Annotated in this window: 21 protein-coding genes; 11 read left to right on the top strand and 10 right to left on the bottom strand. The window is 73.6% G+C overall.

Going from position 1 to position 26,915, the window contains the following annotated elements; all coding sequences use genetic code 11:
• Positions 1–74 precede the first annotated feature (74 nt).
• Positions 75–2,996 (bottom strand): glycoside hydrolase family 48 protein, encoded by a 2,922-nt coding sequence (locus J116_RS18455; RefSeq protein WP_023588550.1) that lies wholly within the window; start codon positions 2,994–2,996, stop codon positions 75–77.
• 640 nt (positions 2,997–3,636) lie between these two features.
• Between J116_RS18455 and J116_RS18450 the strand changes: the two genes are divergently transcribed.
• Together J116_RS18450 and J116_RS18445 are read left to right on the top strand one after the other, a co-directional pair.
• Positions 3,637–5,397: a glycoside hydrolase family 6 protein gene (locus J116_RS18450; protein WP_028964235.1), complete on the top strand. Its 1,761-nt coding sequence runs from the start codon at positions 3,637–3,639 to the stop codon at positions 5,395–5,397.
• Between the two features lie 280 nt (positions 5,398–5,677).
• Positions 5,678–6,061, top strand: coding sequence for a VOC family protein (locus J116_RS18445; RefSeq protein ID WP_023588548.1), 384 nt, complete (start codon positions 5,678–5,680; stop codon positions 6,059–6,061).
• Positions 6,062–6,076: 15 nt separating this feature from the next.
• On the opposite strand, the gene J116_RS28675 is transcribed toward J116_RS18445, so the two are convergent.
• Positions 6,077–6,921, bottom strand: a protein-coding gene (locus J116_RS28675) for an IS5 family transposase (RefSeq protein WP_394331490.1) whose coding sequence is annotated in 2 segments (ribosomal slippage) — positions 6,077–6,588 and positions 6,588–6,921 — 846 coding nt in all. Because the reading frame shifts where the segments join, the coding sequence is not laid out codon by codon here.
• 551 nt (positions 6,922–7,472) lie between these two features.
• Entirely contained in the window at positions 7,473–7,934 is a 462-nt protein-coding gene (locus J116_RS18425; protein WP_023588546.1) for a nuclear transport factor 2 family protein, read from the bottom strand.
• An 89-nt stretch (positions 7,935–8,023) separates the two neighbouring features.
• Between J116_RS18425 and J116_RS18420 the strand changes: the two genes are divergently transcribed.
• Positions 8,024–8,590: a TetR/AcrR family transcriptional regulator gene (locus J116_RS18420; protein WP_023588545.1), complete on the top strand. Its 567-nt coding sequence runs from the start codon at positions 8,024–8,026 to the stop codon at positions 8,588–8,590.
• A gap of 90 nt (positions 8,591–8,680) precedes the next feature.
• On the opposite strand, the gene J116_RS18415 is transcribed toward J116_RS18420, so the two are convergent.
• Together J116_RS18415 and J116_RS18410 are read right to left on the bottom strand one after the other, a co-directional pair.
• On the bottom strand, positions 8,681–9,385 hold the full coding sequence (locus J116_RS18415) for a bleomycin resistance protein (protein WP_023588544.1): 705 nt from the start codon (positions 9,383–9,385) through the stop codon (positions 8,681–8,683).
• A gap of 162 nt (positions 9,386–9,547) precedes the next feature.
• Positions 9,548–10,576 carry a LacI family DNA-binding transcriptional regulator gene (locus J116_RS18410; RefSeq protein WP_023588543.1) on the bottom strand — a complete coding sequence of 343 codons (1,029 nt, stop codon included), beginning with the start codon at positions 10,574–10,576 and terminating at the stop codon, positions 9,548–9,550.
• A gap of 459 nt (positions 10,577–11,035) precedes the next feature.
• Between J116_RS18410 and J116_RS18405 the strand changes: the two genes are divergently transcribed.
• The 4 genes from J116_RS18405 to J116_RS18390 all read left to right on the top strand — a co-directional run bounded on the left by J116_RS18405 (position 11,036) and on the right by J116_RS18390 (position 16,259).
• Positions 11,036–12,388, top strand: a complete 1,353-nt coding sequence (locus J116_RS18405; RefSeq protein WP_023588542.1) for an ABC transporter substrate-binding protein — start codon at positions 11,036–11,038, stop codon at positions 12,386–12,388.
• Between the two features lie 350 nt (positions 12,389–12,738).
• Positions 12,739–13,698, top strand: coding sequence for a carbohydrate ABC transporter permease (locus J116_RS18400; protein ID WP_028964230.1), 960 nt, complete (start codon positions 12,739–12,741; stop codon positions 13,696–13,698).
• 3 nt (positions 13,699–13,701) lie between these two features.
• The gene (locus tag J116_RS18395) at positions 13,702–14,550 is read left to right on the top strand and encodes a carbohydrate ABC transporter permease (RefSeq protein WP_023588540.1); all 849 of its coding nucleotides are present in this window, start codon (positions 13,702–13,704) and stop codon (positions 14,548–14,550) included.
• Positions 14,551–14,810: 260 nt separating this feature from the next.
• Positions 14,811–16,259, top strand: coding sequence for a glycoside hydrolase family 1 protein (locus J116_RS18390; RefSeq protein ID WP_023588539.1), 1,449 nt, complete (start codon positions 14,811–14,813; stop codon positions 16,257–16,259).
• A 246-nt stretch (positions 16,260–16,505) separates the two neighbouring features.
• Here J116_RS18390 and J116_RS18385 read toward each other — a convergent pair whose 3' ends face one another.
• A complete protein-coding gene (locus J116_RS18385) occupies positions 16,506–18,008 on the bottom strand; it encodes a glycoside hydrolase family 18 protein (RefSeq protein ID WP_023588538.1) in 1,503 nt (500 codons plus the stop codon).
• Between the two features lie 259 nt (positions 18,009–18,267).
• Between J116_RS18385 and J116_RS31000 the strand changes: the two genes are divergently transcribed.
• Positions 18,268–20,268: a serine/threonine-protein kinase gene (locus tag J116_RS31000; protein WP_107487099.1), complete on the top strand. Its 2,001-nt coding sequence runs from the start codon at positions 18,268–18,270 to the stop codon at positions 20,266–20,268.
• A 56-nt stretch (positions 20,269–20,324) separates the two neighbouring features.
• On the opposite strand, the gene J116_RS18375 is transcribed toward J116_RS31000, so the two are convergent.
• A complete protein-coding gene (locus J116_RS18375) occupies positions 20,325–21,722 on the bottom strand; it encodes a sensor histidine kinase (RefSeq protein WP_023588536.1) in 1,398 nt (465 codons plus the stop codon).
• Entirely contained in the window at positions 21,719–22,405 is a 687-nt protein-coding gene (locus J116_RS18370; RefSeq protein WP_079147765.1) for a response regulator transcription factor, read from the bottom strand. Before J116_RS18370 ends, J116_RS18375 begins: the two co-directional genes overlap by 4 nt.
• Before the next feature lie 78 nt (positions 22,406–22,483).
• Between J116_RS18370 and J116_RS18365 the strand changes: the two genes are divergently transcribed.
• Together J116_RS18365 and J116_RS18360 are read left to right on the top strand one after the other, a co-directional pair.
• Positions 22,484–23,038, top strand: coding sequence for a hypothetical protein (locus J116_RS18365; protein WP_028964229.1), 555 nt, complete (start codon positions 22,484–22,486; stop codon positions 23,036–23,038).
• Between the two features lie 108 nt (positions 23,039–23,146).
• Positions 23,147–23,770 (top strand): DUF1707 SHOCT-like domain-containing protein, encoded by a 624-nt coding sequence (locus tag J116_RS18360; protein WP_028964228.1) that lies wholly within the window; start codon positions 23,147–23,149, stop codon positions 23,768–23,770.
• On the opposite strand, the gene J116_RS18355 is transcribed toward J116_RS18360, so the two are convergent.
• Together J116_RS18355 and J116_RS18350 are read right to left on the bottom strand one after the other, a co-directional pair.
• Complete coding sequence (locus J116_RS18355) at positions 23,767–24,639, bottom strand: spermidine synthase (RefSeq protein WP_023588532.1); 873 nt, start codon at positions 24,637–24,639, stop codon at positions 23,767–23,769. The genes J116_RS18360 and J116_RS18355 overlap by 4 nt on opposite strands.
• 60 nt (positions 24,640–24,699) lie before the next feature.
• Positions 24,700–25,197 carry a hypothetical protein gene (locus J116_RS18350; protein ID WP_201258815.1) on the bottom strand — a complete coding sequence of 166 codons (498 nt, stop codon included), beginning with the start codon at positions 25,195–25,197 and terminating at the stop codon, positions 24,700–24,702.
• 248 nt (positions 25,198–25,445) lie between these two features.
• On the opposite strand from J116_RS18350, the gene J116_RS18345 reads away from it, so the two are divergent.
• A complete protein-coding gene (locus J116_RS18345) occupies positions 25,446–26,852 on the top strand; it encodes a hypothetical protein (RefSeq protein ID WP_023588530.1) in 1,407 nt (468 codons plus the stop codon).
• The last annotated feature ends 63 nt before the right edge of the window (positions 26,853–26,915 follow it).

The raw sequence follows: 26,915 nt of genomic DNA, 5'->3' as shown, positions 1-26,915 counted from the left end.
GTACGCAGACGGAAGCCGGGTGGGCCACGGGCGCGGCCCACCCGGCTGGTGACGTACGCGGAGTCAGCGCGGGGCTATTCGAGAAGCTCCGCGTACGAACCCATGGCGAGGGCGATGTCCGCCTGCGCCCAGAAGCGGTGGTACGTGAAGACCGGCGCGGCGCCGCCCTTCAGGTAGGCCTCGACCTTCGACCAGGCGGGGTCGTCCTGGTAGAAGGAGCGGATCGAGGCGAACGTGGACGTGGAGTCGATCCGGTCGCCGTTCGGCATGACGCCGGTCCAGCCGCTCGGCACGTGCACCGGGTCGTCGAACCGGTTGTAGTCGGCGCGGGTCTCCGGGACGGCGATGCCCAGCGGGTCCTGGTGGTGCTGCCACATGCCGTCGAGGAGCGCCTTCGCGACCCGCTTGGCGTCCGCGTCGCCGGACTTGGCGGCGTAGTACGTCAGGGTCTTGGCGTACGCGGCGGCCACGCCGACGTCGTTGGTGTAGTCCGCGACGGTGACGCGGAGGCCCGCGTTGGCGCCCGGCGACGCCGGGTTCCACGTGTCGGGCTTGCCCGACCACTGGAGGGTGGACGGGAAGCGGAACGTGCCGTCCGGGTTGACGGTGGTCTCCGACAGGGCCCAGTCCACCCACTTGTCGAGGACGCTCTTGGCGAGGGCGTCACCGCTCTGGTGGTAGTACTCGGCGACCCGCTCCATCGACCACGCCTGGAAGCCGAACCACTGGTTGGACGGCGGGTCGTGGTAGACGGGCTTCTCGTCGTAGAAGAGGCCGTAGAAGGTGGGCGTCCCGGCCGGCGGCGTGGCGTAGCGGCCCTGCCAGCTGTTGGTGGCGCCGCCCGCGATGGCGCCGTCGGCGGACTGGAGCCAGCGGTAGAACTCGACCTGCCGGTCCAGGCTCTTCGCCCAGTCCTGCGCGCCGGTCGGCGACTTGGGCTTCAGCGGTGCGTACTCGCTGAGCGCGTACGCGGCGAGCGGGTTCTGGTAGCCGCTGTGGGCGTGGCTGGAGCCGATGCGCCAGGCCCAGCCCGCGGAGGTGTCGGTGGCGCCGCCCCAGGCGTAGTACCAGGACATCAGGTAGTGGGCACTGTCCTTGCCGGTCCCGGCGGGGCAGGTGGTGGCGCCGACGCAGTTCCCGGCCTTCTTGAAGTACTTGTCGAAGAACGAGTACCGCAGGTAGTCGCCCATCTTGGCGGCCTTGGCGACGACGCCGGAGACCGCGGAGCCCTTGCCCTGCCCCTTGGCCCAGATGTCGGCCCAGTAGGCGGCCTGGACGGCGCGGGCGTCGGCGTCGGGGGCGTTGGTGAACTTCCACTGCTTGGCGTAGGAGGCGTCACCGGTGAACAGGTCCAGGTAGCCGTTGGGCCCGCCGTAGGTGAAGTTGTCGCAGGTCGGGTGGGTGACGGTCTCCCAGACGGACTCCTGCGGGCCGCGCTGGAAGGTGTTGATGTACGACGGTCCCGTGGCCGAGGGACCGGCGGAGCACTTGCCGGGCTCGTTGCCGAAGCCGTACACGTTGTCCACGTCCTGGAGCCAGTGCATGCCGTACACGTCGTCGGTGCCGTACGCGGCCTTCAGCTCACCGGCGATCGGGTCGGAACCCGTCGGGACGCCGCCGTCGAGGCGCGCCGGGTACTGCGACGGCAGGTCGTGCTCCGGCGCGTAGGTGGCGGGCTTCGAGGCGTTGTACTTGTCGTTGGTCGGCTGGTCCGCGTGGGTGGGGATCATGTACTTCTCCATGGTGTCCCACGCGCCGTTGAACTTGCTCCAGTCGCCGGTGACCTTGCCGTACATGGCCTGGAGCCAGATGAGGTAGCTGTACGCCTCGGACGTCGTCTCGTGTCCGTGGTCCGGCGCCTCGACGATGAGCGTCTCGACGGAGTGGTACGGGATGCCCTCGGGCGAGAAGTAGCCGTTCGCCGGGTCGGTGATCTTGGCGTGCATGGCCAGGAACCGCGCGTCGTACGTGGAGTCGCCGTCCAGCTGGGTGGCGGTGACCTCCGCCTTCGTGTGGCCGGGGGCGGTCACGGCGAAGACCGCCGATCCGGTGCCGGACGCGGCGGCGGTGACGGTCACCTTCTGGGCGGTGTTCCAGTTGGCCGGCGTGAAGGTGAGCGTCCCGGGGGCGGCGGTGAGGGCCGTGGTGCCCGAGGTGCGGGCGACGGTGGCCGTGACGTTCGCGGCCGGGCGGGTGGAGAGCTTCACGTCGAAGGTGGCCGACTGCCCCTGCCGTACGGGGAGCTGGGCCGGGGTCGCCACGAGGGCCGGGCCCGCGGCGACGGTGATGCCGACGGGCGCCGATTCGGCGGCGGCACCCCGGCTGTCGTACGCCTTCGCGTAGAGCGAGTGGGTGCCGGGGGCGAGGCCCTGGGCGGTGAAGGTGTACGGCGACGTCGTGTCGGTGCCGAGCAGGGTCGTGTCGTCGTAGAACTCGACCTTGCCGATGGTGGCCCCGTCGGCGGCCGCGGCGGTGGCGGCCAGCGGGACCGGGTCCCCGGCGGTGTAGGTGGCGCCGGGCGCGGGGCTGGTCAGCACGGCGATGGGCGGCTGGTGGGCGGCCCCGCAGACGGTGCCGTTGACGGTGAAGGTGGTGGGTGCGGCGTTGGCGCCGCTGTAGGTGAACTGGGCGCCGGTGGTGACCGCCTGGCCCGCGGCGACGGTCCGGTTCCAGCCCGTGTTGGTGACGGTGACGGTCTTGCCGGACTGGGTCCAGGTGCCGTTCCAGCCGTTGGTCAGCTGCTGGTTGCCGGTCTGGTCGTAGCGGAGGGTCCAGCCGTCGATGGGCTCGGTGCCCCGGTTGGTGAGGGTCAGCTCGGCGGTGTAGCCGGACCCCCAGTCGTTGGTCTTGTAGTCGACGCCGCACTGCACGGCCGCTGCGGCGCGTGCCTCGGCGGGGGATTCGGCGGCCGCGGTCATGCCCAGGGGAAGGGCGAGGACCGCGGCCAGGGCGGTGGTCAGCCGGCCCCGGTGACGCGTACGTGGTCCTGGCGACATGCGGGTGTCTCTCCTAGCGGCTCAGTGGGGCAGGAGGTGGGGGTGACAAGCCTTGAACCAGTGGGAGCGCTCCCACTATGGGGAGGGGGCGAAGCGGGGTCAAGGTGCTTGAAGAGTCGAAGAAGTTCGAAAGAAAAAGTCGGCCCACCCTCTGTTGCCTGACGGCGGGGCGGCGCTACGGTCGGCGGCACCAGTGGGAGCGCTTCCATTCCCGTCGGCGTGTTGTCATGCACGCGCCTTGATCGCCAGGGCGCCGGGTCCCGACCAGGCCCGGCCCGCCCCTGGAAACACCCGGTACCGCGCTGATCGGCGGCTACGACGGCATCCCCGTGCCCAGCCCCCGAGACCCGCACCCCGCGGGCCACGGCCCCGCCGTGCGCCGACGGGGCGTGGCCTGACCGCCCGGACCGCCCGGACCCACGGGCGACCGGGGCCACCCGGACCGCCAGGACCGCCCGGACCACGGGCGACCGGGCCGCACGGGCGTCCGGGGCGACCCCGGGCGTCCGGGGAACCGGGCCACGGCGACGCCGGGACACCGAGCACCAGAGCACCACCGCACCACCGCACCACCGCACCGGAACGCCGTGACGCCGAGGCGCCGGGGCGTTCCCATCCCCAGAGAGGAAACCCCACCCCCATGAGCCGCACCAGCACCACTTCCGTCACCCACACCACCCCCCAACCCCCTCCGCGCCGCCGCAGGACGGCCGTGCTCGCCGCCTGCACCCTGATCGCCACCGCCGGGGCCACCGCGACCGCCCTGTCCTCCCCCGCCGGGGCCGCCGCCCCGGGCTGCAAGGTGGACTACGCGGTCACCAGCCAGTGGAGCAACGGCTTCGGCGCGAACGTCACCGTCACCAACACCGGCGACCCGGTCGGCAACTGGACGCTGGAGTGGTCGTTCGGCGGCGACCAGAAGGTCACGCAGCACTGGAACGCCGGGATCACCCAGTCCGGCGCGGCCGTCACCGCGAAGAACGTGTCGTGGAACGGCTCGCTCGCGACCGGCGCGTCGGCGACGTTCGGGTTCAACGCCTCGTACAGCGGGACCAACGCCGTCCCGGCCACGTTCAAGCTGAACGGCGTCGTCTGCAACGGCGCGACCGGGCCGACGGACCCGCCGCCCACCGACCCGCCGCCGGTCGGCGACCGCGTGGACAACCCGTACGCGGGCGCCAAGGTGTACGTGAACCCCGAGTGGTCCGCGAAGGCCGCCGCCGAGCCGGGTGGCACGAAGGTCTCCAACCAGCCCACGGGTGTCTGGCTGGACCGGATCGCCGCCATCAACGGCGTCAACGGCGGCATGGGCCTGCGCGACCACCTGGACGAGGCGCTGCGCCAGAAGGGCAACGGCGAACTCGCGATCCAGCTGGTCATCTACAACCTGCCGGGCCGCGACTGCGCCGCCCTCGCCTCCAACGGCGAGCTGGGCCCGACGGAGATCGACCGCTACAAGACGGAGTACATCGACCCGATCGCGCAGATCCTCGCCGACCCGAAGTACGCGGGCCTGCGGATCGTCACCACCGTCGAGATCGACAGCCTCCCGAACCTGGTCACGAACGTCACCCCGCGCCCGACCGCCACGCCGAACTGCGACGTCATGAAGGCGAACGGCAACTACGTCAAGGGCGTCGGGTACGCGCTGGCCAAGCTCGGCGCCGTCAAGAACGTCTACAACTACGTGGACGCCGGGCACCACGGCTGGCTGGGCTGGGACGACAACTTCGGCGCCTCCGCCCAGATCTTCAAGCAGGCGGCGACGGCCGAGGGCTCCACGGTCGCCAACGTCCACGGCTTCATCGTCAACACGGCCAACTACAGCGCCCTGAAGGAGGACCACTTCACCGTCAACGACACGGTCAACGGCCAGTCGGTGCGCACCTCCAAGTGGATCGACTGGAACCGGTACACGGACGAGCTGTCGTACGCGCAGGCCATGCGCAACGAGCTGGTGCGCATCGGCTTCGACCCGAAGCTCGGCATGCTCATCGACACGTCCCGCAACGGCTGGGGCGGCACGGCCCGGCCCAGCGGCCCGGGCGCGACGACGAGCGTCGACGCGTACGTGGACGGCGGCCGCTACGACCGTCGCATCCACCTCGGCAACTGGTGCAACCAGGCCGGCGCGGGTCTCGGCGAGCGGCCCCGGGCCAACCCGGAGCCGGGCATCGACGCGTACGTGTGGATGAAGCCCCCGGGCGAGTCCGACGGGTCGAGCAAGCCCATCCCGAACACCGAGGGCAAGGGCTTCGACCGGATGTGCGACCCGACGTACCCGGGCAACCCGCGGAACAACAACAACATGTCGGGCGCCCTGCCGGACGCGCCCATCTCGGGCCACTGGTTCTCGGCCCAGTTCCAGGAGCTGCTGAAGAACGCCCACCCGGCGCTCTGACGCTCCGCCCCTGAACGAGCCTCCGCCCCCGGTGTGGTCCAGACCCGGGGGCGGGGGCCCCAACCATGCCGCGATGTCGGCTGGAAACACGTGGTGCGGGGCGGCCGGGGTGGTTAGGGTCGACGGGTGACTGCCGGGTCGGCCATGGGCCATGAGCGAGGGAAGTCCCCGGCCTCTTCGTGAGGGCCGGGTGGGCCAGGGGCCCGCCGGGATGCCGCGCGCGCATGCGGAAGCGCGCCGCCGCTGACATCCATACCCCTGCCCAGTCCTGGAGTGTTCCTTGACCGCTGATCTCAACCACACCGTCGTCCACGCCTCCGACAAGCAGGCGTCCGCCGAGTTCCTCGCCGGAGTCCTCGGGCTGGAGGTGGGCGCGCCGTTCGGGCCGTTCATCCCCGTGGACACGGGCAACGGCGTGACGCTGGACTTCTACGCCGCCGAAGGTCCCGTCGCGTCGCAGCACTACGCGTTCCTCGTGCCGGACGAGGAGTTCGACACGATGATCGACCGGCTGCAGGCGGCGGGCGTGACGTACTACGCCGACCCGCACCACACCGAGCCCGGCCGGATCAACCGCCTCTTCGGCGGCCGGGGCGCGTACTTCGACGACCCCGACGGGCACAACATGGAGATCATCACGCGCCCGTACGCGCGTCCCGCCTAGGCGGTCTCTTTCGGATCACCGCGCGGCCCGGATGAGGATGCCCGCGAGGTGCAGGCCGGCCTGGTAGATGGTCGCGGTCTTGTCGTATCGGGTGGCAAGGCCGCGCCACTCTTGAGCTTTGTTCATGCACCGTTCCACGGTGTTCGGCTGCCTGTCGGCAGCCTTGTCGAAGCCCGGCGGCCTTCCGCCGTGGCGGCCTCGACGCTTTCGGCTGGCCATCGGGCCGGAGGACTGGTGGATGACGGCCCGGATGCCGCGTCTGCGGAGGTGATCACGGATCGCGCGGGGGGAATAGGCTTTGTCCGCCAGGACCATGGCCGGTCTCACCCGAGGCCGCCCGAGTGGGCGAGGCACCCGGATTGTGGCCATGACCCGTTCAAATGCGGGTGCGTCACCTGCCTGTCCGGGGGTCAGCACGAAAGCGGGAGGCCGACAGCGGTCGTCCGCCGCCAAGTGGACCTTGGTGGTCAGTCCGCCACGGGAACGGCCGAGGGCATGGTCTTCTGGCTCGCCGGCCAGAGCCCCTTCTTACGGGCGCCGGCAGCGTGCTGATGGGCGCGGACGACAGTTGAGTCGACCGCGACGACCCAACCGAGATCCCCGTCGGCGTCCGCTTGGGCGAGCAGAGCGGTGAACACCCGCTCCCAGGCGCCGTCGAGCGCCCACTTCCGCAAGCGGGTGTAGACGCCCTTCCACGAACCGGACTCGGAGGGCATGTCCTCCCAGGGCGAGCCCGTCCGGTACTTCCAGGCGATCGCCTCGATCACCTGCCGGTGATCACGCCACCGCCCGCCACGTCGCTGAGTCCCGTCCGGAAGCAGCGGCTCGATCCGCGGCCACTGCACATCAGTCAACGACATGACCGGACCAACGACCCGGTGATCCGAACGGGACGGCCTCGGTACAGGATGAGCTCGTGCTTCCTCCCCGACTGCTGTGGCGTGATCCCCGGCCCATCCCCCGGTTCAATCGGCAGGAGCCGGTAACCCAGATCGTCCGTGATCCCGGCTTCTACGAGCCGAGCAATGAGGACAGCTGCTACAGGTTCGGGTACTTCTGCCAGGCCCATGACCGCCCCTACTGGCACGAGTCCTGTGGGGAAGGGCCGCATGTCATCGCCCTGCACTGCCAAGAGCACGGGCCCGAGAGCATGTGGCCGCAACCACTGATGCTGATGTTCCCGGAAGGGTTCGACCCCCCGCTGAGCGACGCGCAGCTGATCTGGGTGCGCGCGGAGGACGACGCCGTTTAGGCATGATCCGAAAGAGACGCCCTAGGTCGTGTCCCGGCCCCCCTCCCCGGCCACGCGGCCGGGAGCGGGGCGGCCCGGCGCGGGAACGGGGCGGCCCGGCGCGGGAACGGGGCGGCCCGGCGCGGGAACGGGAGCTCGGGGCGGGGGCGCAGGCGGGCGCTACCGGAGCGGGATGTCGGTCCCGTGCTCGTCCGCGCGCCGGGGGCCGTGGATGCGCCGGTCGGCCTCGGCGATGGCGGTGTCGTTGATGCTCGCCTCGCGGCGCCGCATGAGGCCGCGCTCGTCGAACTCCCACAGCTCGTTGCCGTAGCTGCGCCACCACTGGTCGTCCGCGTCGCGCCACTCGTACTGGAAGCGGACGGCGATCCGGTCGCCGTCGAACGCCCACAGGCTCTTGCGGAGCGCGTAGTCCCGCTCCCGCTCCCACTTGCGGGTCAGGAAGGCGACGATCTCCTCTCGGCCCTGGAGGAACACGTCCCTGTTCCGCCACACCGAGTCCGGTGTGTAGGCGAGCGCCACGCGCCTCGGGTCGCGGGTGTTCCACGCGTCCTCGGCGGCCTGGACCTTCCGCAGGGCCGACTCCCGGTCGAACGGCGGGTACGGCGGACGATCTTCCGGCACGGTGACCTCCCGAGATGTAGAGAACGCTCGTTCTCCACTGGTGCGGACTAAGGTAGGGAACGATCGTTCTCTACGTCAAGGAGCCCCGGATGCCGGCCCCGATCACCGAGGAGCAGAACCGCCTGGACCGCGAGGCGCTGCTCGACACGGCCGAGCGGTTCTTCTACGAGCGGGGCATCCAGGCCGTCGGGATGGACGAGGTGCGCGCGGCGTCCGGCCTGCCGCTGAAGCGGATCTACCGGATGTTCGCGGCGAAGGAGGACCTGGTGGTGGCGGTGCTCCGGCGGCGCGACCAGCGGTGGAGGGGCGAACTGGCCGCCCGCGTCGAGCAGGTCCAGGACCCGCGGGAGCGGGTGCTCGCGGTCTTCGACTGGCTCGCCGAGTGGTTCGGGACGCCCGGCTTCCGGGGGTGCGCCTGGGTCAACGTCCACGGGGAGCTCGGCTCCTCCTCCCAGGCGGTGCTGGCCGAGGTCCGCGCGCACAAGCGGGCGTTCCACGACCAGATCGCCGAGTGGGTCGCCGCCACGGGGGTGCCGGTGGCCGAACCGGTCTTCCTCCTCGCCGAGGGGGCGATCGTGACGGCGGGCATCAGCGGCGACCCGGCCCCGGCCCGCCACGCCCGCGCGGCCGTGGCGGCACTGCTCGGTGCGCCCTGACCAGCGGGCCCGCCCGAGGGGCACCCACCCCCGGGCGCGCCCGAGCGGCGCTCGCCCCCGGAGCCGGGGCGAGCGGCCCCTCACGGACCCTCACTCCTCCAGCAGCTCACCCAGCCGCCGGAGGGCGTCGTACACCTCCTCCCGCTCGGCGCCGCTCAGCCCGACGGCCCGCGCCCGCGTGAGGCAGTCGGCGGCGGTGCGTTCGTCGCCGAGGCGCCGGGCCGCGTCGGCGCGCAGCACGAGCAGCCGCAGCGCCTGTACGGGCGTGGGCTCCTCCTCCGCCGCCGCGAACGCGCGGTCGATGACGCGAGCCGCGGCGGCCGGGTCCTCCCGCGAGTCGGCGAACAGCGCGGCGTGGTGCAGCGCGCGGGCGAACGTGCCCTCCGGAGCGGGCCGGTGGTGCTGGTCCCCGCCGAGGCCCTGCGCGACGCGCACGCAGTTGCCCCCCGGGTCGGTCATCAGGAACTGCCGCACCCCGTGCGAGGCGGTGCGCAGCGCCCCGATGCGCGGCAGGCCCCGCGCGGGTATCCGCCCGTACGCCGCCTTCAGTCCGGCGCGGAACTCCCGGTGCAGCACGTCGATGTCGTCGGTGCGTACGAGGCAGGTGCTGTACGACTCGGCGGGCTCGTAGCGCCGCATGGCGAAGAAGTGCAGCTGGACGCCGCCCCGGCGCACGACGGCGTACGGGTTGGGGCTCAGCTGCCGGAAGGTCACCTCGAAGCCGAGGGCGGTGTAGAAGTCGAGGACGGGACGGAGGTCCCGGCACGGCAGGATCGGAACGGTCTGCTCTCCCATGCCGACAGACTAGTCAAAGTTGAGTAGCCCATGTCGGGGGTTGCCCTCCCCGCGTGCCGGGCGCGACCGGCTCGACGGCCGGGCGGGAGGGGCAACGGTGGATTGCGCTTCGTCGAGCACCCCGCGACAGGGTGCCGCCTCCGGCCGGCGCCGGGCCGGGCGTCAGGCCGATTCGCGTACGACCAGTTCCGTCGGCAGCACCAGCCGCCGCGGCTCCGCCTCCGCACCGGCGATCTCCTGGAGCAGTACGCGGGCCATCACGCGGCCCATCTCCTCGATCGGCTGGCGCACGCTCGTCAGCGGCGGGTCCATGTGGCGGGCCACCGCCGAGTCGTCCACGCCGATCAGCGCCACGTCGTCCGGGACGCGCCGCCCCGCCTCGCGCAGCGCCACCCGGGCGCCCGCCGCCATCACGTCCGACGCCGCGAACACCGCGTCCAGGTCCGGGCACCGCTCCAGCAGCCCGCGCATGGCCCGGCGGCCGCCCTCCTCGGTGAAGTCGGCGGCGGCGACCAGCGCTTCGTCGGCCGCGAGCCCCGCCGCCGCCAGGCCCTGCCGGTAGCCGTCGAGGCGGCAGCGGGCCACGTACATGTCGAGCGGGCCCGTGATCGTGGCGATCCGGCGGCGGCCGCGCTCCGCCAGGTGCGCCACCGCCGAGCAGCCCGCGCCCACGTTGTCGGAGTCCACGTACGCCACCGGCTCCTCCTCCGAGCGGCGGCCGTTGAGGACGGCCGGGATGTCCAGGCCCCGCACCACGTCCGGCAGCGGGTCGTCCGCGTGCACCGACACGAGCAGCACCCCGTCCACGCGCTGCGCCGCCAGGTACTGCTCGAAGCGCTGCCGCTCCTGGTCGGACCGGATCAGCGTGAGCAGCAACTGCTTGTCCGCGTCGCCCAGTTCGGCGCTCACACCGCGGATGATGTCGAGGAAGTACGGCTCCGCGAACAGCCGCGCCTCCGTCTCCGGGATCACCAGGGCCACCGCGTCCGTACGGGCCCCCGCCAGCGCGCGGGCGGCGCGGTTCGGCACGTAGCCGAGCTCGGCGATCGCCTGGGAGACCGCCGCCTTCGCACGGTCGCTGACGCGGGGCGAACCGTTGATCACGCGGGACACCGTGCCCCTGCCGACGCCGGCCCGGGCCGCGACCTCCTCCAGGGTGGGCCTGCCGCCCTGCCGTCCGTTCACCGCCATGGCGTCACGTCTCCCGTCCAGTGTCGATGCAGCCAACCTAGAGCCTGCACCGCTCCCCGGCCTCAGCGGGAGGCCCAGGACCTGACCCTGGGTGGTGGGAGCGCTCCCAACGTAGCGGATCGTGGCGTACGGCTCCAGCGGTCGCCTTGAGGAACCGAAGGCGGGCACCGCACTGCGGACGTCCCGCAACTCCGAACCGGGCAATCGGCGTTCATCTCTTGACACCCGCACCCGCCAGGCAGCAACCTTCCGGGCATAGCGATGTGGGAGCGCTCCCATGAGCTCTTCCCGGGCGTACCCCGCCCCCTGCCCGACCGGCGCCCGACCGAGCCGCCGCACGCCGTCCGCATCCATCAGGAAGACCCGCCCCCGCGAGCGGGCGCGGGACCGCCGGGCCATGGCCCCGCCCGCCACCCGGCGCACGACCAGCACCACCGCCCTGGACGAGGAGAGTGGAGAATGCGCACTACCAGCAGCACCCCCGACCTGCCCGGCAGACGCCGCCGCCGCGCGCTCGCGGCGACCGCCCTCATGGCCTGCGCGGCCCTGATCGCCGGGTGCGGCGACGGCGGGGACGACGACTCCGCCGCGGACGGCGGCGGGAAGATCACCCTGCGGATCGGCACCTTCGGTTCGTTCGGCTACGACAACGAGAACGGCGCCAAGCTCTACGCCGAGTACGAGAAGCTGAACCCGCACATCAAGATCGTCGAGTCGAACGTCGCCGACGGCCAGAAGTACTGGGACACCCTCAAGCTGCGCCTCTCCCGCAACAGCGGCCTCGCCGACATCCAGGCCGTCGAGGTCGGCTACATCGCCGAGGCGACCGGCCCCACCCTCGGCAGCAAGTGGGTGGACCTGTCGAAGACCGGCGGCGCCGACCTGGGCGCCTTCCTCGACTGGAAGGTCAAGCAGGCCACCACCGCCGACGGCAAGGTCATCGGCCTCGGCACCGACATCGGCCCCATGGCCATCTGCTACAACAAGGACCTCTTCGCCAAGGCCAAACTGCCCACCGACCGCGAGCAGGTCGCCAGGCTGTGGGCGGGCGACTGGGCGAAGTTCGTCGCCACCGGCAAGACGTACCAGCGCAACGCGCCCGCCGGGACCGCCTTCCACGACTCCGCCAGCGGCCTGTTCAACGCCGTCCTGTCCAGCCAGCCCCAGCAGTACGCCAACGACAAGGGCGAACTCGACTGGGAGAACAGCCCCGGCGTCAAGACCGCCTGGAACCTCGCCGTGGAGGCCGCGCAGGGCGGGATGACCGCGAAGCTGCGCCAGTTCGACGAGAAGGGCACGTGGAACGCCGGCTTCAAGAACTCCCGGTTCGCCACCGTCGCCTGCCCGTCCTGGATGACCGGCATCATCAAGGACCAGGCCGGGCCCGCCAACCAGGGCAAGTGGGACATCGCCGCGCCGCCCGTCGCGGGCAACTGGGGCGGCTCCTTCCTCGCCGTACCGAAGGCCGGCAAGCACGCCGAGGAGGCCGCGAAGCTCGCCGCGTGGCTGACGGCGCCCGAGCAGCACGCCAAGGTCTTCGGCGTGAACGGCAACATCCCGTCCACCAAGGACACGCTGGACTCGCCCGCCGTCCAGAACGCGAAGATCCCGTACTTCGGGGACACGCCCGTCGGGAAGATCTACTCGTCGGCCGCGGCCGGGATCACCCCGGCGCCGGTCAGCCGGTGGGACGGGCAGGTCAAGACGTTCCTGACGGACAACGGGATCCTTGACGTGGAGCAGCGCGGGACGGCGCCGGACGCCGCCTGGGCGACGGTGAAGAAGCTGATCGACGACAAGATCGCCAAGTAACCGGGGCGCCGCCCCGGTGCCCCGTGCCGGGGCGGCACCTCCCCTGGGCCCCGCGCCCGCGCCGTGGGCCCTGGGCCCATGGGCGGCGCGCCCCCCGGCCCCGTGGGCCGCCCGCCCCCTGGGCCCCGGGGGCGCACCCCCCGAACACCCCCGGGGCGGTGCGCCCCTACGCCCCACGGCGGTGCCCGGAACTGGCCCGTTGCCCCGTGGGTGGTGCCCCGGACGCCGCGCCTCGGCGCGTACGGCCCCGACAGCACCGCCCCGGTCAAGGCACCCGCCCGTTCCGGACCGCACCGCCCCGAGCCCCCGCAGCAGCTCACTCCGCATCCCCCTGGAAGGACGACGCTCCCGTGGCCACCCCCTCCGCACCACCGAAACCTCCGCCCGTCCCGGTGCGTGCCGGGTGGCGCAGCCGGCTGTACCGGTGGGACCTGAAGGCGACGCCGTACGCGTTCGTCGCGCCGTTCTTCCTCTGCTTCGCCGCGTTCGGGCTGTTCCCGCTGATCTACACCGGGTGGCTCTCGCTGCACCGGGTGGAGCTGGGCGGCGAGGCCGAGTGGCGCGGCTTCGACAACTACACCGCCCTGTGGGACAGCGACTTCTTCTGGAACGCGCTGGCCAACACCTTCACCATCGGCGTCATCTCCACCGTGCCGCAGCTCCTCATGGCGCTGGGCCTGGCGCACCTGCTCAACTACAAGCTGCGCGGCCGCGGCTTCTTCCGGGTCGCCGTCCTCGCCCCGTACGCCACCTCCATCGCCGCCGCGACGCTCGTCTTCGCCCAGCTGTTCAACAGCGACTACGGGCTGATCAACACCGTGCTCGGCTGGGTCGGCTTCGAACCGGTCAGCTGGGAGTCGTCCAAGTGGCCCGCGCAGATCGCCATCTCGGTGATCGTGACCTGGCGGTGGACCGGCTACAACGCGCTGATCTACCTCGCCGCGATGCAGGCCGTCCCGCAGGACCTGTACGAGGCGGCCTCGCTCGACGGGGCGTCACGCTGGCGGCAGTTCATCAGCGTCACCATCCCGTCCATCCGCCCCACCATCCTCTTCACCATCGTCGTCTCGACCATCGGCGCGACCCAGCTGTTCGGTGAGCCGATGCTGTTCGGCGGCAGCCTGGGCGTCAGCGGCGGCAGCGGCAACCAGTTCCAGACGCTGAGCCTGCTCATGTACGAGAAGGGCTGGGTGACCGGAGCGCTGGGCCAGGCGTCGGCCATCGCCTGGGTGATGCTGCTGCTCCTGCTGCTCATCGGCGGCCTGCGGCTGCTCGCCGCCCGCGTCAACCGCCGGAAGCTGGAGGGCTGACCCATGAAGCTGAAGCAGACCGCCGGGCGGCAGCACCACGCCGGACCCGTCACCTACGTCCTGCTCGGGCTCGCCGCCCTGGTGTCACTCTTCCCGCTGTACTGGAACCTCGTCGCCGCCTCCCACTCGGGCGAGCGGGTCGTCGAGGCACCGGCCCCGCTGCTGCCCGGGCCCCGGCTGTTCGAGAACCTCACCTTCGCCTGGAACCAGGTCGACATGGGCGAGGCGCTGATCAACACGACGGTCGTCGCGGGACTCGTGGCGGCGTCCACGGTCGTGTTCTCCACGCTCGCCGGGTTCGCCTTCGCCAAGCTGCCGTTCCGCGGCCGCAACGTCCTGCTCGCCCTGGTCGTGGCGACCATGACCATCCCGCCGCAGCTCAGCGTGATCCCGCTCTACCAGATCATCACCGACCTGGGGTGGGTGGACCAGCTCCAGTCGGTCGTGCTGCCGTCGCTGGTGGCGGCGTTCGGGGTGTTCTTCATGCGGCAGTACCTGCTGGAGGCGCTGCCGGTCGAACTGATCGAGGCCGCCCGCGTGGACGGCGCCCACAGCCTCCGGATCATCTGGCACGTCGTGTTCCCCGTGGCGCGGCCCGCGATGGCCGTCCTGGGCATGCTCGTCTTCGTCCAGGCGTGGAACGACTTCTTCTGGCCGTTCATCGCGCTCACCCCGGACGGCAATCCGACGCTCCAGGTCGCCCTGGCCGGACTCGGCTCCGGCAACCACACGGTCAACCAGGCCATCGTGCTGACCGGCGCGCTGATCTCCACGCTGCCGCTGCTGGCGGTCTTCGCCGTGCTGGGCAAGCACATCGTCGGCGGCATCACCTCGGGCGCCGTCAAGAGCTGACGGCAGGCCCCGCCGCCGTGGCCTTCCCCGCGGCGGCGGCCGGCCCTTCCACGGCCCGTCGCCTTCCCGCAGCCCGTCGCCCTGCCTCAGGTCCGCCGCCCCTCCGTGGCGCGTTCCGCCCTCCGTGGCGCGTCCCGCCGTCGCGTGGCGCGCCCCGCCCTGCCGTGGCGCGCCTCGTCGCTCCGTGGCGCGCCTTGTCGTCCCGTCGCTCGTTTCCCCTTTCCGTAGCCCTTTCCTCTCCGCGTTGGGAGCGCTCTCCTATGACTGCGTCCGAAGCACGGCCGCTCACCGCGATCCGCAGGTTCCCGTCCGGTTTCCTGTGGGGGACCGCCACCGCCGCGTACCAGATCGAGGGTGCGGCCGCCGAGGACGGCCGTACGCCGTCCATCTGGGACACGTTCTCGCACACGCCCGGAAAGGTGTTCGCCGGGCACACCGGGGACGTGGCCGTCGATCACTACCACCGGTTCCGCGACGACGTCCGGCTGATGGCCGGCCTCGGCCTGACCGCGTACCGCTTCTCCGTCTCCTGGTCGCGGGTGCAGCCGACCGGGCGGGGCCCGGCCGTGCAGAAGGGCCTCGACTTCTACCGGGCGCTCGTGGACGAGCTGCTCGCGGCGGGCATCCGGCCCGCGCTGACCCTGTACCACTGGGACCTGCCGCAGGAGCTGGAGGACGCCGGCGGCTGGCCGGAGCGCGCCACGGCGGAACGGTTCGGGGAGTACGCGACGCTCGTCGCCGACGCGCTGGGCGACCGGGTGGACCGGTGGACCACGCTCAACGAGCCCTGGTGCAGCGCGTTCCTCGGATACGGCTCCGGGGTGCACGCGCCGGGGCGCACGGACCCGGTCGCCGCGCTCCGCGCCGCCCACCACCTGAACCTCGCGCACGGTCTGGCCGTGCAGGCGCTGCGCGCGGCCCTCCCGCCGCGCGCCGAGGTCGGAGTGTCCCTCAACCTCCACGAGGTCAGGCCGCTGACGCGGGCGCCCGGCGACGTGGAGGCGGCGCGGCGCATCGACACGGTCGGCAACGGGATCTGGCTCGGCCCGATGCTCGACGGCACGTACCCGGAGGACCTGCCCGCGGACACGGCGCGGCTCACGGACTGGGCGTTCGTCCGGCCCGGCGACACGGCGACGGCCCACCAGCCGCTGGACTTCCTGGGCGTCAACTACTACACGCCGACCGTCGTCTCGGCCCCCGGCGGCGCCGAGCCGGGCATGGCGGACGGCGGGCACGGCGGCGGCGCGTTCTCGCCGTGGCCGGGCGCGGACGAGGTCGTGTTCCACCAGCCGCCGGGCGAGCTGACCGCGATGGGCTGGTCGGTGGACGCGTCGGGCCTGTACGACCTGCTGACGCGGCTGGCACGGCAGTACCCGGAGCTGCCGCTGTACGTGACGGAGAACGGCGCCGCGTACGAGGACGTGGTCGGCCCGGACGGCACGGTCCACGACCCGGAGCGCATCGCCTACCTGCACGGCCATCTGGAGGCGGTGCACCGCGCGGTGGAGGACGGCGCGGACGTGCGCGGGTACTTCCTGTGGTCGCTGCTGGACAACTTCGAGTGGGCGTACGGGTACGGGAAGCGGTTCGGCGCCGTGCACGTGGACTACGCGACGCAGCAGCGCACCCCGAAGGCGAGCGCCCACTGGTACGCGCGCGTGGCCAGGAGCGGCGAGCTGCCCGCGCGGGACGCCGACGCGGACTGACCGCGCCGGGCCCGCACCCGGCCGGGGCCGCCTGCCCGGCCGGGACGCCGCGCCCGGCCGGGGCGTGCGGGGGTGCGGGGCTTGCGGGGCCGTACGGGCCGTGCGCGGGAGCGCGCCCCGGCCGGGGTGGGGTCGACGGCCGGGGCGCGCGTGTGGGGGGTGGCGGTTCACGGGGGCGGGGGCCCGGGGGGCGCCGGTGCGAGGGTCCGGGAAGCCCGGGTCCCAGGGCTTCGGGGCCCGCAGTGGCTACTGGTACGCGGCGAACGCCTTGGTGAAGGCCAGCGGCTGCTGGAGGACCGAGGAGCAGGTCGGGTCGGCGTGGTGCACCGCGCCCGCCGCGCACTGCTTGTCGCGCGTCGAGGACCACATGGACAGCCAGCCGATCCCCTTCGACCGGGCGAAGTCCACCAGCTGCGTGGCGTCGTCCACCCGGAAGATCTCCGTCGTGACGTCGTTGACGCCGATCATCGGCGTGACGGCGACCGTCTTCCACGCCGCCGCGTCGGACAGCCCGAGCACGCCCTTGATCTGCGCCTGTGTCGCCGTCGCCGCCTCGATGGCGTACTGCCCCATGTCGGCGCTGTAGGCGGGGCCGTAGTCCATCGCCATGATGTTGACGGCGTCGATCCGCACGCCGTTCCTCCTCGCGTCGGCGAGCAGGTTCACGCCCGGCTGGGTGAGGCCCTCGGGCATGACCGGCAGCGTGAACGACACGTCGAGGCCCGGGTGGGTCTGCTGGAGCCGGGCGATGGCCTGGGCCCGGCGGGTGTTGGCGGCCGTGTCGGGCAGGGCCGCGCCCTCCACGTCGAAGTCGACCTTGGTCAGCTCGTACTGGTCGATGACCTTCCCGTACGCGGCGGCCAGGTCGGTGGCGTTCGCGCAGTCGAGGGCCAGCTCGTGCCCGGCGGCGCCGCCGAAGGACACCCGTACGTCGCCGCCCTTCGCCCGCAGGGCGCCGATCTGCGCGGCCACCTTGTCGTCGCCCAGGGCGGTGACGCCGCCCCAGCGCGGGACGCAGCCGCCGCCGGAGGTGATGAAGGCGAGGTTGAACTCCTTGACGCCGGTCTTCTCGACGGTGTCCAGCAGGTCGTACGCCGGGTGGAGCGAGGTGTCCACGTACGGCGCGAACCGGGCGCCGCCCGCCGGGGTGCCGGTGGCCGTCGGCGTCGGCGTCGGCGTCGGCGTCGGCGTCGGCGTCGGCGTGACCGTCGTGCCGGCCGTGGGCGTGGGAGCGGCGGTGGCGGTCGGGCTCGGGGCGGGGGTGGGCTGTCCGGAGGGACGGCCGGATGGCTGCGGCGTGGGGCCCTGCTCGGCGGAGCACTTCACCCGGTCGATGAGGCAGCCCGTCGGGTCGCCTTGTGCCGCGGCCCCGTCGGCGGCGGTGACGAAGCCCACCGTGACGGACGCGCCGGGCGCCAGCTCCCGGTTCCAGCCCGACGGCTTGACCGTGACGTGCCGCCCGTCGACCGTGTGCTCGCCGTTCCACAGGGAGCGCAGGCGCGTCCCGGCCGGGAGGTCGAACTCCAGCGTCCAGCCGGAGCGGGCCTGCCCGGTCGTGTTGGTGACGACGTACTGGCCGGTGTAACCGCCGCTCCAGGAGCTGGTCCTGGTGTACGCGGCGCTCACCGCGCTCGCCTGCGCCGTGCCGGTGAACGCGAACGCCGCGCCCCCCGCAAGCGCCGCCGCGACCAGCGCGCCGATCGCCTTCGCCCTGCCGCTGGTCCTGCGCCGGTGCGTCACTGTGCCCATCGCTGTGCCTGCCTCGTCCTGCCGGGTGGGGGGTCGGGGGGTCTCGGGGGTGGGGATGTGGGGGGTGTGGGGGTGGGGTCGGCGCAGACGCTAGCGGGCCCGAACCGGACAAAAAGCCCGTTCAGGGCGGCAGTCGTGGATCTTAGGCCGCGCTTAAGGAACGCATCGGCGTGGATTAATGGTCGGGCCTGGCCGGGGCGTCGCGACCGGGCGCCCGGCCCCGGAACCCCCGTCGGCGCGGCTGTGCGAAGATCCGACGGTGCATCCCATCACCGCTGAAGACCCCGCGTGGATAGGCCCCTACCGTCTCCTCGGCCGCCTCGGCGCCGGAGGCATGGGCCGCGTGTACCTCGCGCGCAGCGAGGGCGGTCGTACGGTCGCCGTGAAGCTGGTCCTCCAGGAGCTGGCCCGCGACGAGGAGTTCCGGCGCCGCTTCGCCCAGGAGGTGGCCGCCGCGCGGCGCGTCGGCGGGCAGTGGACCGCCCCGGTGCTGGACGCCGACACGGAAGCGGCCGTGCCGTGGGTGGCCACCGGGTACGTACCGGGGCCTTCGCTGACCGAGGTGGTGGACCGGGACCACGGGCCGCTGCCCGACACGTCCGTACGGGCCCTGGCGAGCGGGCTCTCACAGGCACTGGCGTCCATCCACGCGGTGGGGCTGGTCCACCGGGACCTGAAGCCGTCGAACATCCTGGTCACGGTCGACGGGCCGCGCGTCATCGACTTCGGCATCGCCCGCGCCCTGGACGGGCGGAGCGCCGCCGCCGACGTGCGGACCCGGACCGGGGTGATGGTCGGGTCGCCCGGCTTCATGTCGCCCGAGCAGGTGCGCGGCGAGAGCGTCACCCAGGCGTCGGACGTGTTCTGCCTGGGCGCGGTCCTCGCGTACGCGGCGACGGGGCGCACCCCGTTCGGCGGCGCCGACAGCGGCGTCCACAGCGTGCTGTACCGGATCGCGCAGGAGGACCCGGACCTCGAGGGCGTCCCGTCGAGGATCGCCGGCCTGGTGCGCGCCTGCCTCATCAAGGACCCGGCGGCGCGGCCGACGGTGGCCGAACTGGTCGAGGCCACGCGCGACGCGGAACCGGCGGGCGCCTGGCTGCCCGGCGCGCTCCTGGCGCAGCTCGGCCAGCGGGCGGCCCGGCTCCTGGACGCGGAGGCCCCCCAGGCGGCCCGGCAGGCCCCGCAGGCCCCGCAGCACCAGCACGCGCACCACCACCCCCAGCACCCGCAGTCGGCGGCGCCCGCGCCCGGTCCCGCGACGGCCCTCGCCCCGACCCCGGCGCCGTCCCCGTACGGGCCGACCGCGCTGAACACGCCCCCGCCCGGCCCGGGGCCCGGCCCGTACGGGCCGGTGCAGCACTCCCCGTACGGGCCGCCGCCCCTCCAGCACACCCCGCACCCGCAGACCTACGCGCCCCTGCCGCCGCCCGCCCCGGCCCGCAGCGGCGGGCGCACCGCGCTGATCGTCACCTGCTCGGTGCTGGGCGGCATCCTCCTCGTACCGGTCATCCTGATCATCATCGGCATCCTCGCGGACAAGGAGGCCGAGACGATGCCCGAGGTCAGGAAGATCGAGGGCGCGGTCCCCGACCGGTACCTCGGGTCCTGGGAGGGCGTGATCCGCCTGGCGTCCGGCGAACGGGTGCACGGCCGGTTCGAGATCGAGCAGGGCGAGAAGAACACGCCCGTCGCCAAGGTGCGGCTGACCGGCGCCAAGGCGCTGTGCGAGGGGGAGAGCCCGCTCGGGACGGTGGACGACGAGAAGATCACGCTCGGCGCGGGCCAGAAGACGCGGGCCGTGCCGAAGGACTGGAAGGAGTGCGCGCCCCCGCCGCCGATGGACCTCGCCGCCCGCACGGACGGCAAGCTGGACTGGCGGATGGAGGGCGCGAAGGCGGTACTCGAACCGTCCACGGCCCTGCGGACGGCCGTCCACCCCAAGTACCTCGGCACGTGGCAGCTGCCCGCCAAGCACGCCGACGACCGGCTGAAGCTCACCATCGAGCAGGGCGACGTCGGCAAGCAGGTGGCCACCGCGACCGGCGCGGGGCGCCACAAGGACTGCGTGTGGGTGTCCGTCCTGGCGGGCGCGCACAACGACCGGCTGGTCCTCAGCCCGCTGGAGCCCTCCACGTCGTCCTGCCCGGTGCGCGGCCGGATGGTCATCACCCCGGCGGGCGAGGGCAAGCTGTACGTCACGCGCGGCAACAGCACGGGCGGCGGATCCATGGAGGAACTGACCCGCGTGGAGCCGTAGCGGCTACGAGCCCGTGGCGCGCGGCGCCGACTGCGGCAGCGGCCCGTTCCGGCCCGTCACGCGGGCGCCCCGCGTCGGCGGGTCCGGCGCCTCCCGCGCGTCCGCCGGGCGGCCGGGCCCGAGCCCCGTACGCCGAGGCCCAGCCACACGCGGACCTCCGTGCCACCCAGCACCGACCGGCCGATCCGCACATCGCCGCCCGTGGACTCCGCGACCCGGCGCACGATGTCCAGGCCGAGCCCCGTCGAGCCGTCGCGCGCCCCGCTGTTGCCCCGGGCGAGCGCCGCCGCCGGGTCGGCGATGCCCGGCCCGGCGTCGGAGACCAGCACGATCACCGCGTCGTCGCCGTTGTGCACGTCCACCGCGAAGGCGGTGCCTTCCGGGGTGTGCCGGAACACGTTGCCGAGCAACGCGTCCAGTGCGGCGGCCAGTTCGGGGCGGGCGACCGGGACCCGTACGGGCCGCTCGACCCCGGCCAGCCGTACCGTACGGCCCTCGTCCTCCGCGAGCGCCGACCAGAACGCCATCCGCTCCCGTACGACCTCCGAGACGTCGCAGCCCGCGCCGGGCCCGGCCGCCGTCGTCTGCGGCTTGGCCTCCCGCGCCGTGCGGATGATCGTGTCGACCTCCCGCTCCAGCTGCTCGACGGCCGCGCGGGTCTGCTCGGCCGCCGGGCCCTCCCCCAGCGACGCGGCGTTCAGGCGCAGCACCGTCAGCGGCGTGCGCAGCCGGTGCGACAGGTCGGCGGCGAGCTCCCGCTCGTTGGCGAGGAGCTGGACGACCTGGTCGGCCATGGAGTTGAACGCGACGGCGGCCGAGCGCAGTTCGGCGGGGCCCTCCTCCGGTACGCGGGCGCCGAGCCTGCCCTCGCCCAGGTCGTGGGCGGCGCGCGCCAGGAGCTGGGCCGGCAGCACCATGCGGACGCCGAGCCGGTCCGCGACGGCGACCGACCCGACGACCAGGGCGGCGCCGACCCCGGCGAGGACCAGCCACGCCGTGGCGAGCCCACGGGTCAGCTCGCCCTCCGGGACGAACACCTCCACGACGGCGATCTGCCCGGTGCCCAGCGCGGTCGGCTGGAGCAGTACGGAGCCCCCGGCGACCTCCGCGACGGACGCGCGCGGCGCCCGCCGTACGGTCTCCAGGTCCGCCCCGGCGGCCCGGCCGGTGCCGATCTCCAGGGCGGCGCCGCCACCGGGCGGGACGGGCGGCGCGGGGATGTGCACGGCCATCCGCCCGGCCGCCCCGGCCTGCGTGGAGGCGACGGCCCGCTCCAGCGCGGCCCGGTCGGTGGTGATGGACAGGGTCGGGCCGATCGCGGCGGCCTGCCGCTCGGCGTTGCCGAACGCGCGGTCGCGGGCCAGCTCCTTGATGACCAGGCCCAGCGGTACGGCGAAGGCGAGGACGACCATCGTCGTGACGGCCAGCGCCACCTTGACGAGCGCCCATCTCACCTCGGCGGCTCCAGCTTCACGCCGACGCCCCTCAGCGTGTGCAGATAGCGCGGGCTCGCGGCGGTCTCGCCGAGCTTGCGGCGCAGCCACGACAGGTGCACGTCGATGGTCTGGTCGTCGCCGTACGCCTGCTGCCACACCTCCGCGAGCAGTTCCCGGCGCGGTACGACGACCCCCGGCCGCCCGGCGAGGAACGCCAGCAGGTCGAACTCGCGGCGCGTCAGGTCGAGGTGCCGACCGTCCAGTTCGGCCCGGCGGCGCAGCGGGTCCACGGTGAGGCCGCCGACCCGGAGGACCGCCCCGGCCGGGGCCTCGCCGGTGCCGCGCGCCCGGCGCAGCACGGCCGCGATCCGCGCCGACAGGTGCTCCACGGAGAACGGCTTGGTGAGGTAGTCGTCGGCGCCGTCGTTGAGGAGCCGTACGATCTCCGCCTCGTCGTCGCGGGCGGTCGCGATGATCACGGGTACGTCGGTGATGCCGCGCAGCATCTTCAGCGCCTCCGACCCGTCCAGGTCGGGCAGACCGAGGTCCAGGATGACCACGTCGAACCGGTGATGGGCGACCTCGCGCAGCGCCTCCAGGGCCGTGCCGACGCTGCGCACCGCGTGGGCGGCCTCGGTCAGGTGCCGGATGAGGGCGGAGCGCACGAACTGGTCGTCCTCGACCACGAGCACACTTGCCATGGGCGGCACCGTACGCCATTCGGCGGAATGCGAGGGACCGGTGTTGACGGAGTGTACGGATGGTGCACCATGGCCCGGATGCGAAGAGGACTGGTTCACGCCCTGGCGTGGTCGCTCGCCACGGGCGGGGCGGCCACCCTGTCGTGGTGGGGTGTGCACACGGTGATGGCGGGCACGGTGTACGACCGGCCGAGCGCCCTGCCGTTGCGGCCCGCGGCCCCGGAGCCGCAGGCGGCGTCCACGTCCAGACCGCGCCCCTCCGTGCCGCTCTCCCCGTCCGCGCCCCCGTCCGCGCCCCCGGCGCGCCCCGCGCCCCCGCGGGCCACGGCCCCGTCCCCAACGGCCCCGCCGGACCGGAGCCGTACGCCGTCCCCGTCGCCCTCGCCCTCCGCGCCGACGGCGGCCGGGACCGTGAAGAGCTATGTGGTGGACGGCGGCCGCGCGGCGTTCGACCTGGGCGAGAGGTCCGCCGAACTCGTCTCCGCCACACCGGCGTCGGGCTGGCAGATGCAGGTGTGGAAGGCGGAGGGCTGGCTGCGGGTGACGTTCACCCGGGACGACCGGGAGATCTCAGTGTTCTGCGTGTGGCACGACTCGCCGCCCCGCGTGGAGATCGACGACCGCCGCACCTGACACGCCGCCACAAGGGGCCGGGGTGCGGCCATGTGGACGGTGTCCGTGCGGTGTTGGAGATGTACGGCCCCGGTCCGCCCGGTTCGCGCGCTGCTTATCCTTGGTGCCATGACGTCCCAGCCTCCGGAGCCCACCGGGCGCCCCGCCCCCTCACCAGAGCTCCGCGCCTCCGACGCCGACCGCGAAGCGGTGGTGGAACGGCTGCGCGACGCGGCGGCCGAGGGGCGCATCGATTTCGACGAGCTGGATGCGCGCCTGGAGCAGGCGCTGACGTCGAAGACCTACGCCGAGCTGGCCGAGCTGACCGCCGACCTGCCCAAGCCGGACGTCCCCACGAGCCGTCCCCCGCTGGTGCTCAGGGGCGGCATGTACGGCGCGTCCCTGGGCCCCGGGCGCTGGGAGGTCCCCGGGCGCGTGATCGCCCACGGAGGCGTGGGCGGCGTGAAGGTCGACTTCACCCGGGTCGAGTGCCGCCTCGCGGAGGTCACGGTCGAGGCGTACGGGGAGACGTCCGGGGTCACGATCGTCATCCCCGACGGCTGGGCCGCGGACACCAGCGGCATGGACCCCGGCGTGGGCGGGCTGAAGGACAGGACCACCCCCGACCGGCTCCCGGGAACGCCGCTCATCCGGCTCACCGGGTCCGGCGGCATGTCGGGCGTTGTCATCCGCCACCCCAACCGCAGGGAACGGCGCAAGCTGCACGACAACCCGGCGCGAGACCTTCCCTAGTCGCGGAAGACCGACGACGGGGGCTGCGGGGACGCCTTAGCCGACGCGTCCGTCACCGGGGCGGCGCCGCCGGTGAAGTCCGCGAGGGCCCGGCCGTGTTCGACCCGCCCCGGATGCGGGTCGCTCGCCACGCGGCGCGTGAACTCGGCGACGGGCAGCGGCAGCGCGGAGGCGGCCAGTACGGCGTTGCCGAAGCGGCGGCCCCGCAGCACCACCGGGTCGGCGGCGAGCGCCAGTTCGGGGAAGACGGCGGCGGCCGTGGCGATCTGGCCGCGCAGATGGGCCAGCGGCGGTCCGTCGGCGAGGTTCGCGGCGTACTGCCCGGTGGGCTTCAGGACGCGCCGCACCTCGGTGAGGAACTCGGTGCTGGTCAGGTGCGCGGGGGTGCGGGCGCCACTGAACACGTCCGCTATGACCAGGTCCGCCCAGCCGTCCGGCAGCTTGGCGAGACCGGCGCGGGCGTCGCCGCCGCGCACCCGTATCCGCGCGGCCGGGTCGAGCGGCAGGACCCGCCGCACGAGGCCGACCAGCGGTGTGTCGATCTCCACGACCTGCTGGGTGGAGCGGGGCCTGGTCGCGGCCACGTACCGGGCGAGGGTGAACGCCCCGCCGCCGAGGTGCACGGCGTGCACGGGCCGGCCGGGGGGTGCGGCCAGGTCGATGACATGGCCGAGGCGGCGCTGGTACGCGAAGTCGAGGTGAGCCGGGTCGTCCAGGTCCACGTGCGACTGCGGGGCGCCGTCGATGAGCAGCGTCCACGCGCGGGGCCGGTCCCGGTCGGGTACGAGTTCGGCGAGGCCGCCGTCGACGGGCTCGCTGACCGTCTCCGCCGCCGCTGCCCGTCCGCCCCGCTGCCTGTTCCTCGCCACCCGCCCATTATCGGCCGCGCGGCGAAGAGCCCGGTCGGCGGCAGCCGTCCGCGGCAGTCGTCAGCGGCAGTCGTCGGCGGCTCTGAGGAGGCGGGCGGCCTCGTCCAGGGCGTCGCGCAGCAGCGCCGGGTCGGTGACCGGGTCCGTGTCGGCGGGCGGGAGGAGCCAGCCGGTGCCGGGTACGGGCGGCTCCGGCGCCGCGCCGCGTCGGGCGTCCGGGCCCGCCGGGAGCCGCAGCCCGCGCCCGTCCGTGCGCGTGCAGGCGCTGCCCGGCACGTCCCAGTCGGCGGCCGTGCCGGGCGGGACGAGGAAGCCGAGCGTGTCGCTGGCACCGTCGTGCAGGACGGGGCCGACCGACGGGGCGCCGCGACGCAGGATGTCCACCGCCTCCAGGCCCTGCCGCGCCGGGACCGTCACCAGGTCGCACACCTCGTCCGCCGGATGCTCGCGGGCCTCCGCGCCGTCGAGCGGCCCCGGCGGGGCGGCGCTCTCGTCCCGTGTGGGTGCGTGCCGCAGGGTGGTCTGCGGTTCGCCGTCGTCGCGCGCGCTGGCCTCCATGCCGACCTCCAACAAGGGGAACCCCTCCTCGCCCGAGCCCTGAGCGGAGACACGTTCCGTCTCTCCGGGAGGTTCAACGGCGGGTGGCGTCAACGGCTACGGCGAAATCCCGCCGCAAAGGATGGCACTTCATGGCGGATCGCGGGTGAGATATCCGTTTTGTAGCCAAACCATGGGCATGGACCCCGCCACAGCAGGTACGTTCTTGCTCCGCCGGAACGTCGGCAGCACGTAGGAGAGGGCTCGCCATGGCCTCGTCACGGGCAGTTCCGAATCTCGCCTTCCGCCGTCTGCGGGGGCAGCGCTCACCCGGGGAGTTCGCCGCCGCGGTGCGCCGGGCCGCCCGGGAGATCGGCGAGCAGGTGGCATGTGACGCCCGTTACATCGGCCGCGTGGAGTCGGGTGACATCCGCTGCCCCAACTACGCGTATGAACGGGTGTTCCTGCACATGTTCCCCGGCCGGTCGCTGACCGACCTGGGGTTCGTGGCGCGGGAGCGCGTACGGGGCAGGGCCGCGCGTGCGGCGGCCGGTGCTCCGGCACCCCCCACCCCTTTCCGGAACGATGAGGAGAGCGACGTGCTGCGTCGCGCATTCATGACGGGCGGCACCGCCACCGTGGCGGCCGCCTCCCTCGGCCTCGGCCCCGCCCCCGCCCCCGTACCCGCCGCGCGGGCCGCGGGGCGGGGCGGCGGCGCGGACGCGCTGGGGACGATCCCGGCTCCGCGCGCGGGCGGCCGGTTCGGCGAGTCCGAGGTCGCCGCCGTCGAGGAGGCCGTACGGCGCATCCGGCTGCTCGACGACCGGCACGGCGCCGACGGGCTGTACGCGAGGGCCGCCGTGCCGCTGCGGTCGGCGTACGCGCTGCTCGACTCGGGCACGGCGGCCCGGCAGTCCACGGCGGACCGGCTCCACGCGGGCGCCGGTGAGCTGGCCCTCTCCGTGGGCTGGCTGGCCCATGACTCGGGCCGGGTGGAGGACGCCCGCTCCCACTACGCGGAGGCGCTGGCCACCGCGCGGGTAGGGGGCGATCCGGGTCTTGAGGCGCACGCGTTCTCCAACACGTCGTTCCTGGCCAGGGACGCGGGCCGGTTCCGGGAGGCGGTGCGGGCCGCGCAGGCCGGGCAGCACGCCGCCAAGCACCTGTCGTCGGCGCGGCTGCTGTCGCTGCTGGCGCTGCGGGAGGCGGGCGGCTGGGCGGGGCTCGCCGACCGGGCGGCGTGCGAGGAGGCGCTGGGGCGGGCGCACACCCTGTTCGGGCGGGGCGCGTCGGACGCGGACCCCGAGTGGATGTCGTTCTTCGGGGAGTCCGAGCTGGAGTTCCTGGAGGCCCAGTGCTGGTCGCTGCTGGGCGAAGCGGACCGCGCGGTGCGCCACGCCCGCCGGGCGGCCGCGCTGAACGACCCGAACTTCGCCAGGAACCTCGCCCTGTACCGCGCCCAGCTGGCCGCCGACCTGGCCCGCGACGGCGCCCCGGAGGAGGCGGCGGCGGTCGGCGGGCAGGTGCTGGACCTGCTGGGCGACGTCCGGTCCACCCGCATCGAGTCGATGCTCGCCGAGACCGCCCGCGTCCTGCACCCGCACCGCGCCCGCCCCGAGGTCGCCGCCTTCCTCACCCGCCGCCGCCCCGTGGTGCCCCTCCCGGGCGGCGCGTAGGCGGTACGGGGAGCCGGAGCGGGCACCGCGGGCCGTGCGGGCGGGTCCGGGCCCGTACGGTGG

The sequence above is a fragment of the Streptomyces thermolilacinus SPC6 genome, assembly GCF_000478605.2.
Lineage (GTDB): Bacteria > Actinomycetota > Actinomycetes > Streptomycetales > Streptomycetaceae > Streptomyces > Streptomyces thermolilacinus.
The sequence above is the reverse complement of the archived record's forward strand: the minus strand, read 5'-3'. Positions and strand labels throughout refer to the sequence as shown.

What these genes read in the sequence shown, in the direction of transcription:
- J116_RS18455 (WP_023588550.1), bottom strand. Translation starts at nt 2,996, where the DNA reads ATGTCGCCAGGACCACGTACGCGTCACCGGGGCCGGCTGACCACCGCC.
- J116_RS18450 (WP_028964235.1), top strand. Translation starts at nt 3,637, where the DNA reads ATGAGCCGCACCAGCACCACTTCCGTCACCCACACCACCCCCCAACCC.
- J116_RS18420 (WP_023588545.1), top strand. Translation starts at nt 8,024, where the DNA reads ATGCCGGCCCCGATCACCGAGGAGCAGAACCGCCTGGACCGCGAGGCG.
- J116_RS18415 (WP_023588544.1), bottom strand. Translation starts at nt 9,385, where the DNA reads ATGGGAGAGCAGACCGTTCCGATCCTGCCGTGCCGGGACCTCCGTCCC.
- J116_RS18410 (WP_023588543.1), bottom strand. Translation starts at nt 10,576, where the DNA reads ATGGCGGTGAACGGACGGCAGGGCGGCAGGCCCACCCTGGAGGAGGTC.
- J116_RS18405 (WP_023588542.1), top strand. Translation starts at nt 11,036, where the DNA reads ATGCGCACTACCAGCAGCACCCCCGACCTGCCCGGCAGACGCCGCCGC.
- J116_RS18395 (WP_023588540.1), top strand. Translation starts at nt 13,702, where the DNA reads ATGAAGCTGAAGCAGACCGCCGGGCGGCAGCACCACGCCGGACCCGTC.
- J116_RS18390 (WP_023588539.1), top strand. Translation starts at nt 14,811, where the DNA reads ATGACTGCGTCCGAAGCACGGCCGCTCACCGCGATCCGCAGGTTCCCG.
- J116_RS18385 (WP_023588538.1), bottom strand. Translation starts at nt 18,008, where the DNA reads ATGGGCACAGTGACGCACCGGCGCAGGACCAGCGGCAGGGCGAAGGCG.
- J116_RS18370 (WP_079147765.1), bottom strand. Translation starts at nt 22,405, where the DNA reads ATGGCAAGTGTGCTCGTGGTCGAGGACGACCAGTTCGTGCGCTCCGCC.
- J116_RS18365 (WP_028964229.1), top strand. Translation starts at nt 22,484, where the DNA reads ATGCGAAGAGGACTGGTTCACGCCCTGGCGTGGTCGCTCGCCACGGGC.
- J116_RS18360 (WP_028964228.1), top strand. Translation starts at nt 23,147, where the DNA reads ATGACGTCCCAGCCTCCGGAGCCCACCGGGCGCCCCGCCCCCTCACCA.
- J116_RS18350 (WP_201258815.1), bottom strand. Translation starts at nt 25,197, where the DNA reads ATGGAGGCCAGCGCGCGCGACGACGGCGAACCGCAGACCACCCTGCGG.
- J116_RS18345 (WP_023588530.1), top strand. Translation starts at nt 25,446, where the DNA reads ATGGCCTCGTCACGGGCAGTTCCGAATCTCGCCTTCCGCCGTCTGCGG.